Genomic DNA, 4094 nt, shown 5'->3' with positions numbered 1-4094 from the left:
TCCAACGTCCCGCCGCATATGCCGCAGGGATGCCGATGACCAGAGACACGATCACCGCACCACCGCAGTTGAGCAGGCTGGTCAGCAGCGATGCCTTGAAGTCGACACTCGTCATCTGAGTGCCCTTGTCGGACAGCACCGTTGCGAAGTTCGACCACGTCGGACTGAACTGGAAGTAGGTGGACGTCTGCTCCTCGGCGTTCTTCAGCGCCAGGATCACCATCCACGCGATGGGAAACAGCGAGAAGACGAACCAGCCGATCAACCCGACGTCGGCGAGCACCGATCCCACGCCGAGCCGTTTCTGGCCGGGAAGGAGCTCGCTGCGCGTCGGCCTGAACTTGGTGAGCGCCATGATTTAGGACTCCGCTCCCGCAGCACGACGCTGCGCCTTGCCGAGCACGCTGACCAGATAGCGCGCAGTGATGAACACGATGATCCAGAGCAGCAACATGTAGGTGCTGCCCCTGGAGTAGTCGAGGTTGATGATCGAGTCCTCGAAGGCGCCGATCTGCAGGGTGCGGGTGGCCACGCCGGGCCCGCCCGCGGTGAGCACGTAGATGTGGTCGAAGACCTTGAGGTTGTCCATGAACCGGAAGATGACGGCCACCAGAATGTACGGCCACAGCATCGGCAGCATGAGCTTGCGGAACATGTAGAACCAGTTGGCGCCGTCCACCTCGGAGGCCTCGAACGGCTCCTTGGGCAGCGACCGCATGCCTGCCAGCACCAGGATCGCCACGAACGGGGTGAAGATCCACAGGTCGACGAGGACCACCGAGAACAACGCGTTGGTGCTGGACAGCCAGTCGAAGGTGTTGCCAAGCCCCAGAACGTGGTTGAGGATGCCGAACTGCGGATTGAACATCAGCTTCCAGATCACGCCCGCGATCACCGGTGCGATCATCAGCGGCAGGATCAGGACCTTCTCGAAGATCTTGCCGATGATGCTCGACCGGTTGAGCAACAGCGCCAGCCCGACGCCGAGCACCGTCTCGACCGCGGTGGCTGCCACCGCGAAGATCGCCGTGACCTTGACGCTCTGCCAGAACACCTGGTCGCCGAGAACCGACTTGAAGTTGTCGAACCACACGAAGTGCGGGTCCGGGTTGACCGCCGCGTAGTTGAGGAAGGCGTAGTACGCGCCGACCACGAACGGGTAGAGGATCCCGATGACGATCACAAGGGCGGGAATCGACAGCAGGTAGGGACGCAACCGGCGCCGCCATCTGGGGATCTCGGGAAGGTCTTGTCGCGCCCGCGACGCTGCGGGCCGATCGGGTTGCGTCGGAGGAGCTTTGGGGGTTTGCGTCGTCATGGGTGCCAGGGCTCCTAGAGGTTGACCTTGGAGGTGTTGGTCTTGGCGAGGCTGCGCAGGCGCGATGCAGCGTCGTCACCGCCGTAGATGTCCTGGAGCGCCACCGCCCAGTTCTGGGTGGTGTCGAAGAACTTCTTCTGCGGGGTGAATTGAATCTTCGACTCCCCGATCACGGTCTCGAAGGTCTCGAGGTAGCCGAACTGGTCGGCGGCGACCCGCTTGAACGTGGTGTCGAACACCGACTTTCGGACCGGATCGGCGTACGTGCCACCCTCGACGGCCTTGTTCATCGAGTCCTTGCCGGTGGCCCACTGGATGAACAACCAGGCCGGCAACTTGTTTCGACTATTGGCCGACATCGCCCAGCTCCACGTCCACAGGTTGGTCTTGTAGTTGCCGTCGGGTCCGGCGGGTCCCGGATACCAACCGAGGTTGCCCGCTTCCTTGCTGGCGCCTGGCTTGTTCTTCGGGTAGGTGGCGCTGTCGGCGTCGAACACCATCATCGCCTTGCCGTCACCGAGATCGCCGGTGGCGTTGGGATAGTCGTAGGTGGTCCACGACGTCGGGCCGGCCCGGTGCTGCATGTCGATCCACTTCTCGGTGAAGGCGATCGCCTTGTCGCTGTCCATCTCGGCGATCAGCTCGGAGCCGTTGAACGTGTAGTCGACCGCGCCTTCGCGGGTGTACTGCGTCATGAAGCCGGGATGGATGGTCGCCCAGGACTTCGAGCCGCGGGTGGCGATGCCATAGCGATTCTGCGAGCGGTCGGTCAGGTCCACCGCGAGCTGGATGAAGTCGTCGAGCTTGTCGGGCAGCTTGGTGATGCCCTTCTCGTCGAAGATCCGCTTGTTGTAGGCGACGACGTTGTTCTCGAAACCCCATGGGATGGCCCACTGTCCGCCGGTACCCAACGGGCTGCCATTCTCGAAATTCCAACGGGTGGAGGTGCGCAGACCGTCGAAGATGTCCTCGAAGTCGTATTCGGCGCTGGTGGCCGAGCTGTTCTGCAGCCACGGGTTGAGGTCCTCGATCCACCCCGGGGGCCCGTACTGCCAGATGAAGTAGGCGCCGAGCATGAACGCGTCGTGCTTGCCGGAACCGCCGGCAAGTTCGGTGTTGAGCTTGGTGAAGTAATCGGCCTCGGGCACCAGGTCGACGTTGACGTTGATCCCGGTGAGTTCGGTGAACTCCGCCAGCAGCGGCTGATACGACAGCTGATACGGGTGCGGGGTCTGCAGGATGTTGAGCGTCTGTCCGGAGGCCTTCTTCCAGTCGAAGCCGCCGCTGACCTCACCGGCGCCGTTGGGGGCGCCGGCCTTGCCGCCGACACCGCACGCACTCAGCAACGGCAGGCTCGCCGCCGCCGCCCCCGCCATTCCCAACGCCGCCAACATGTTCCGCCGCGACAGCTGCGGCCCGGTCATGCGATCTCGACTCATGTGTCTTGTCCTTCGTTGGAGGTCTGGACTAGGCCGGGATCAGCGAGACCTTGACGGATTCCTTGCCGCTGCCGACGAGGTCGAGTCCCTTCTGGAACTCGCTGAGCGGAAGTTGGTGTGTGCAGATCTCGTCCAAGGGCAGGACGCCGGACTCGATCATCTTGATGGCGGCGGGCCAGCAGTACGGGCCGAGATGAGCACCGAGGACGTCGAGTTCCTTGTCGTCGCTGATGATGCTCCAGTCCACCGTCACGTCACTGCCGAAGACGCCGTACTCCACGTAGCGGCCCAGCTTGCGCAATGAGTTCAGACCCTGCGGCACTGCCGACGGGTGTCCGGTGCCCTCCAGGTAGACGTCGGCGCCGTAGCCGTCGGTGAGGTCCTTGACGATCTTCTCGACGTCTTCTTCTGCGATGTTGATGGTGATGTCGGCGCCACACTTCTTGGCGAGCTCGAGCTTCTCCGGAGCCATGTCCAGCGCAATGACGCGTATCGGGTTCTTGGCGTGAGCTCCGGCGATCATGCCGAGGCCGATGGGTCCGCAGCCCGCCACCACGACGGTGTCCTCGAACGTGATCTGGGCCCGCTCGACGGCGTGCAGCGAGCAGGACAGCGGTTCGACGAACGCCGCGTGCGCGGGAGGAATGTCTCCGGAGATCTTGTGCACCAACGCTTCCACCGGATAGGTCATGTAGCTGGCCATGGCGCCGGGTGTCCTGCGCTTGAATCCGTAGAGATCGTGCGGCTGGCACATGTGGTACTGACCGCGCTTGCAGAAGCGGCACTCCCAGCAGGGCACGATCTGCTCGGACGTGACCCTGTCACCGATGGCGATGCCCCATCTGCTGGCAGCCTCGTCGTCGAGTTCGACTACGCGGCCGACGAATTCGTGACCGGGGATGACCATGGTCTCGGTCCAGGCGGGGCGGTTCTCGTCACCCCAGAACTTGGCCGCGCCGTGGTAGCACTTCAGGTCACTCGCGCAGATGCCGACCGCCTCCACCCGGACGAGCGCCTCGCCGCGCTTGCGCTGGGGAACGGCCACCTCTTCGAGGCGGTAGTCATTGGGTCCGTGACAGACCACTGCCTGCATCTTCTCCGGAATCTGCTCACTCATCACGTTGCTCCTTCACCTGTGGCTCCGGTCACAGTAGCGAAGGCGCTGCACATTTGTCCAGAACGAATGTTCAGCGAAATTCTTTCCAGAACGCATGTGCAGTGCCATACTCCCTCCTATGCCCCGGTCGGCCCCGCACACGCCGCCGAATCAGCTCGGCGACGGCGTCCCTCAAGACGGCGCCGCTCAAGAGGTTGAGGGCAGCCACTTTCCGGCGTCG

At 63.4% G+C, this 4094-nt stretch carries 3 protein-coding genes and 1 pseudogene; all 4 read right to left on the bottom strand.

Annotated elements, in window-relative coordinates; all coding sequences use genetic code 11:
• A pseudogene (locus ACRDUX_RS24540) lies at window positions 1-355 on the bottom strand (carbohydrate ABC transporter permease); the annotation flags it as partial.
• A gap of 3 nt (window positions 356-358) precedes the next feature.
• Window positions 359-1318: a carbohydrate ABC transporter permease gene (locus ACRDUX_RS24535; RefSeq protein WP_526417397.1), complete on the bottom strand. Its 960-nt coding sequence runs from the start codon at window positions 1316-1318 to the stop codon at window positions 359-361.
• Between the two features lie 14 nt (window positions 1319-1332).
• Window positions 1333-2757 carry an extracellular solute-binding protein gene (locus tag ACRDUX_RS24530; protein WP_526417395.1) on the bottom strand — a complete coding sequence of 475 codons (1425 nt, stop codon included), beginning with the start codon at window positions 2755-2757 and terminating at the stop codon, window positions 1333-1335.
• 28 nt (window positions 2758-2785) lie between these two features.
• A complete protein-coding gene (gene eltD / locus ACRDUX_RS24525) occupies window positions 2786-3874 on the bottom strand; it encodes an erythritol/L-threitol dehyrogenase (protein WP_526417394.1) in 1089 nt (362 codons plus the stop codon).
• Window positions 3875-4094: the final 220 nt, after the last annotated feature.

This window comes from Mycobacterium sp. (genome assembly GCF_050701675.1).
Taxonomy (GTDB): domain Bacteria; phylum Actinomycetota; class Actinomycetes; order Mycobacteriales; family Mycobacteriaceae; genus Mycobacterium.
Note: the sequence above shows the minus strand (reverse complement) of the source record. Positions and strands in the feature narration are given on the sequence as shown.